The sequence below is a fragment of the Streptomyces solincola genome (assembly GCF_002982015.1).
Taxonomy (GTDB): Bacteria; Actinomycetota; Actinomycetes; order Streptomycetales; family Streptomycetaceae; genus Streptomyces; species Streptomyces solincola.
Genome location: NZ_PVLV01000595.1, coordinates 1 through 4,231, shown reverse-complemented (window position 1 = coordinate 4,231; position 4,231 = coordinate 1). Strand labels below are relative to the sequence as shown.

5 protein-coding genes are annotated in these 4,231 nt (G+C 75.9%); 3 read left to right on the top strand and 2 right to left on the bottom strand.

What is annotated here, in order from left to right:
• On the top strand, positions 1–344 hold a 344-nt coding region (locus C6N75_RS27910), incomplete at its 5' end, for an ROK family protein (protein ID WP_146132698.1).
• Positions 345–434: 90 nt separating this feature from the next.
• Here C6N75_RS27910 and C6N75_RS27905 read toward each other — a convergent pair.
• The gene (locus tag C6N75_RS27905; protein ID WP_105871639.1) at positions 435–1,181 is read right to left on the bottom strand and encodes a GntR family transcriptional regulator; all 747 of its coding nucleotides are present in this window, start codon (positions 1,179–1,181) and stop codon (positions 435–437) included.
• A gap of 286 nt (positions 1,182–1,467) precedes the next feature.
• Between C6N75_RS27905 and C6N75_RS27900 the strand changes: the two genes are divergently transcribed.
• Positions 1,468–2,298, top strand: coding sequence for an alpha/beta fold hydrolase (locus tag C6N75_RS27900; protein ID WP_105871638.1), 831 nt, complete (start codon positions 1,468–1,470; stop codon positions 2,296–2,298).
• A 309-nt stretch (positions 2,299–2,607) separates the two neighbouring features.
• Positions 2,608–4,110 carry a GNAT family N-acetyltransferase gene (locus tag C6N75_RS27895; RefSeq protein ID WP_105871637.1) on the top strand — a complete coding sequence of 501 codons (1,503 nt, stop codon included), beginning with the start codon at positions 2,608–2,610 and terminating at the stop codon, positions 4,108–4,110.
• Here the strand turns inward: C6N75_RS27895 and C6N75_RS27890 are convergent.
• Positions 4,016–4,231 (bottom strand): PLP-dependent transferase (locus C6N75_RS27890; RefSeq protein WP_181160652.1); only part of this gene is annotated, 216 nt, incomplete at its 5' end. The genes C6N75_RS27895 and C6N75_RS27890 overlap by 95 nt on opposite strands.

The window sequence follows — 4,231 nt, the reverse complement described above, 5'->3', positions numbered from 1 at the left end:
CCAGCGGCTGGATGAAACGGTCCGCCGCCGCCCGGGCCCGCAAGGGCGACGAGCGGGCCCGGGCGGCGGTGGACCGTTTCATCCAGCGGCTGGTGCACGATGTGGCGGCGCTGGTGCTGGCGCTGGACCCGGAGCTGGTGGTGGTGGGCGGCTGGGCGGCCGGCCTGGACGGCGTACTGCAACCGCTGCGCGACGAGCTGGCCCGGTTCTGCCTGCGCCCGCCCCGGGTCGCGCTGTCCCTCCTCGGCGAGGCCGCGGTCGCCACGGGCGCGCTGCGACTGGCGCTGGACCACGTGGAGGAGCAGTTGTTCGCCGTGGAGGGCACGGTGACGGCGCGTCGGTGACCGCCCGGGGGCGGATGGCGGCGGCGCGAACCTCCCGTGACGTGACGACGCCCCCGCCGTCAGGGTCCGGCGGGGGCGGCGGGGGTGGGGTCAGGAGGCGATCTGGAGGTCGCCGGCGTCGCCGAAGGTGAGGCGGCAGGTGTCGGCGCGGTAGGTGCCCAGGGACACGGCGGCGGTGCGGCCGGCGGAGAGGTAGCGGGTGGTGACGACCAGCACCGGGGAGCCGGGCAGCCGGTCGAGTTCCCGGGCGTCGTCGGCGCGGGCCGAGCCGAGTTCCACGGCGCGGTCCTGGCCTTCGAGGGTGAGGCGCTGGAGTTCGCGCAGGACGGCGCGGGCGCGGGCGGGACCGGAGGGGGCCTCGATGGCGGGCAGCGCGGGCACGGACGAGGCCGGGACGTAGAGCTGCTCGGCGGCGACGGGCTGCCCGTGGGTCAGCCGGATGCGGCGGACGGTGTGCACCGGGGCCGCGGCGGCCGGGTCGAGGTCCAGCAGGCGGGCCACGGCGGCGGGCACGTCGGCGGTGGCGCAGTCCTGGGCGCGCCAGTTGTCCTCGGCGGTGCCGGGCCACTGGTGCTGGGTGGTGGAGACGTCCACGCCGACGCGGGGCGGGGCGACGGTGGTGCCGACGCCGCGGCGGCGCTGGAGGCGGCCTTCCAGTTCGAGCTGCTCCAGGGCCTGACGCAGGGTGGCGCGGGCGACGCCGAAACGCGCGGCCAGGTCGCGCTCGTTGGGCAGGATCTCGCCCACCGCGAAGTCGGTGTCGAGGGCTTCGCCGATGACGGTCTTCAGGTGCCAGTACTTCGGCTCCGGCACCGATTCGAGCTGCGTGGTCCCCACCCTGATCCTCCGCAATCGCCGGCCGTGTGGCGGCTTACCATGCCTTGTTTATTAAAGGTTCCTGCACTAACTCTGCGACCATAGGGCGGCACTCCCCCTTGGTCAAGACCAATCCTCGGACGGTCACGGAGCGGAACCGGCTTTTGCCGCAGAGCGTTCACACACTGTTCGCGGCTCCCGGACGGCCGCCCGGGCGCGCCTCTTGAAGTCGGCGCGTTCGGCGGGCGATTGTTGCTGACGGTACGTCCCATACCAGTCGGGTCGGACGGGAGACGGGAGCGGCGGCATGGCCGAGCGGATCACCTTCGGTGTCGAGTCCGGGAGCGGGGCGGGCACGGTGTCGGTGGAGTACGAGCGGCTGGGCTCGGGTGCGCCGCTGCTCCTGCTGCACGGGATAGGGCATCACTGGCAGGCGTGGCAGCCGGTGCTGGAGATCCTGGCGGGCGAGCGCGAGGTGGTCGCGGTGGACCTGCCCGGCTTCGGCGCGTCCTCCGCGCTGCCGGACGGCTTCGCGTACGACCTGCCGACGGTCGGCCCGGTGCTGGGGGCGCTGTGCGCGGCGCTGGACCTGGACCGGCCGCACGTGGCGGGGAACTCGCTGGGCGGTCTGCTGGCGCTGGAGCTGGGACGCCGTGGGCTGGCCCGGTCGGTGACGGCGCTGTCGCCGGCGGGCTTCTGGACCGAGGCGGAGCGGCGGTACGCGTTCGGGACGCTGCTGGCGATGCGGCGCGGCGCGGAGGCGCTGCCACTGGCGACGATCGAGTGGCTGTCGCGGTCGGCGGCCGGACGGGCGGCGCTGACCAGCACCATCTACGCCCGTCCTGGCCGGCGCCCGCCGGAGGCGGTGGTGGCCGAGACGCTGGCGCTGCGGCGCGCGGCGGGCTTCGCCCAGACACTGGCGGCCGGCCGCCGGGTGGCGTTCGCGGGCGAGCTGCCGGGACTGCCGGTGACGGTGGCCTGGGGCACCCGGGACCGGCTGCTGCTGCGCCGGCAGGGGCCTCGGGCCAAGCGGGCGCTGCCGGAGGCGCGCCTGGTGCGGCTGCCGGGGTGCGGGCACGTGCCGATGAACGACGATCCGGCGCTGGTGGCGCGGGTCATCCTGGACGCGAGCCGCTGAGCGGGCCCCGAGAGGAGCGGCCGGAAGCCCCGTGGCCCCGCCCCCGCATCACGGGTGGGGCGGGGCCACGGATCCGGCAGCGCCGCAGCCAGCAGGCGCGAATGGATGACCGCCAACGTACCGGCGGCCACTGACAACCGGCCGGGGACGCACACCCCGGGCCCCGTCCGCGTACACCGCCGGCGTCCGGGTCTCGCGTATCGCGCCACAAGCGGCCCGAAATCGCCCGTCGGCCTCCCAAATCACTGCTTAACCGATCAGTCACAGAGCGTTCGTGGACGCGCAACACCGGCGGGCCACAGTGAGGCCATGACTGATGTGACTTCCCGCAGGCGCACCCGCCGGCACGACCGCACCCGCAAGCATGACCTCGCCCGCCGGCACGACCGCGCCCGCCGGCACCACTGGCGGCGGGACCTGGTCGAGCTGGCCGCGATGTTCGCCGCCGTGGCGGTGGTGGACCTGGTGGCCAAGCTCGTGGCGCACGGGCCGGACGGGCCGTATGTGCTGGGCGTCTCGGCGGTGGCGCTGGTCGCCACGGCGGCGTTCCACATCTGGTGGTCGCGGCGGCACGGGCACGCCCCGCCGCTGGATACCGATACCGGCGGCCCGGCGGCGGCCGGGCCGCAGATCGCGCCCGCGGAGCGGGAGGGCGCGCCCGCCGGGCGGGAGACCGCGCTGTGGCGGATGCGGACCACCGTGCGGGACCAGCCGGGCAGCCTGGCGGCGCTGTGCGCGGCGCTGGCCGGACGGGGCGTGGACATCCTGACCCTCCAGACGCACCCGCTGGCCGACGGCACGGTGGACGAGTTCCTGCTGCGGGCCCCGGCCTCGCTGGAGGCGGACGAGCTGTCCGCGGCGGCGGGGGCGGCCGGCGGGCGGGACACCTGGTCGGAGCGGGCGGACGCGCACGATCTGGTGGACACCCCGGCCCGGGTGCTGGGCCTGGCCACCCGCACCGCGCTGGACGCGGCCGAACTTCCCCTTTCGCTGCGGCAGTTGCTGGGGAGGTGCACGATCCACTCGCTGCCGGCGGTGTCGCTGTCGGGGCGTCCGACCGGGGTGAGCGCCCCGGTGGAGGGCGCGCTGGAGGACGGCGACACGGTGATGAGGCTGCGCGACCCGCGCGGCGGGGTGCTCACCCTCACGCGGGCGTATCTGCCGTTCACGCCGACCGAGTTCGCGCGGGCGCGGGCGCTGGTGGAGCTGGACGCCCGGCTGGGGCCGCGGATGCCGCGCGGCCGGGACGTGCTGACGCTGCCGGAGGGCGGCGAGATCACGGTGCGCCGGGCCGGGCCGGAGGACCTGGCGGCCGCCCGGGCGATGCACGACCGGTGCTCGGAGCGGACCCTGGGGCTGCGCTACCACGGTCCGGTCGGGGACGCCGACCGCTATCTGCGGCATCTGCTCAGCCCGCGCTTCGGCCGGACGCTGGCGGTGGAGGCGTCCGGCCCGGCGGGCGGCCCCGGGCGGATCGTGGCGCTGGGCCATCTGCTGTGGGACGGGGACGAGACGGAGGTGGCGCTGCTGGTGGAGGACGACTGGCAGCGCCGCGGGATCGGCTCCGAGCTGCTGGCCAAGCTGGTGGGACTGGCCCGCGAGGCCGACTGCGAGAGCGTGTACGCGGTGACCCAGTCGTCCAACACCGGGATGGTGGCGGCGATGCGGGCGCTCGACCTCCCGCTGGACTACCAGATCGAGGAGGGCACCCTGGTGATCACCGCGGACCTGGCCCCGCGCCGGCCGGGGTCGGCAGACCGCCGGCCGCACGCGGCACGGCAGGCCGGCGCGACGGGGCCGTCCGGGAGCTGAGCGCCTCGGTCAGATCGCGCCACAGGTCCTCGACGTCCTCCAGGCCGACGGACAGCCGCAGCAGCCGGTCGCTGACGCCGGCGGCCCGCCGGTCCCCCTCGGCCACGATGCGATGGCTGAT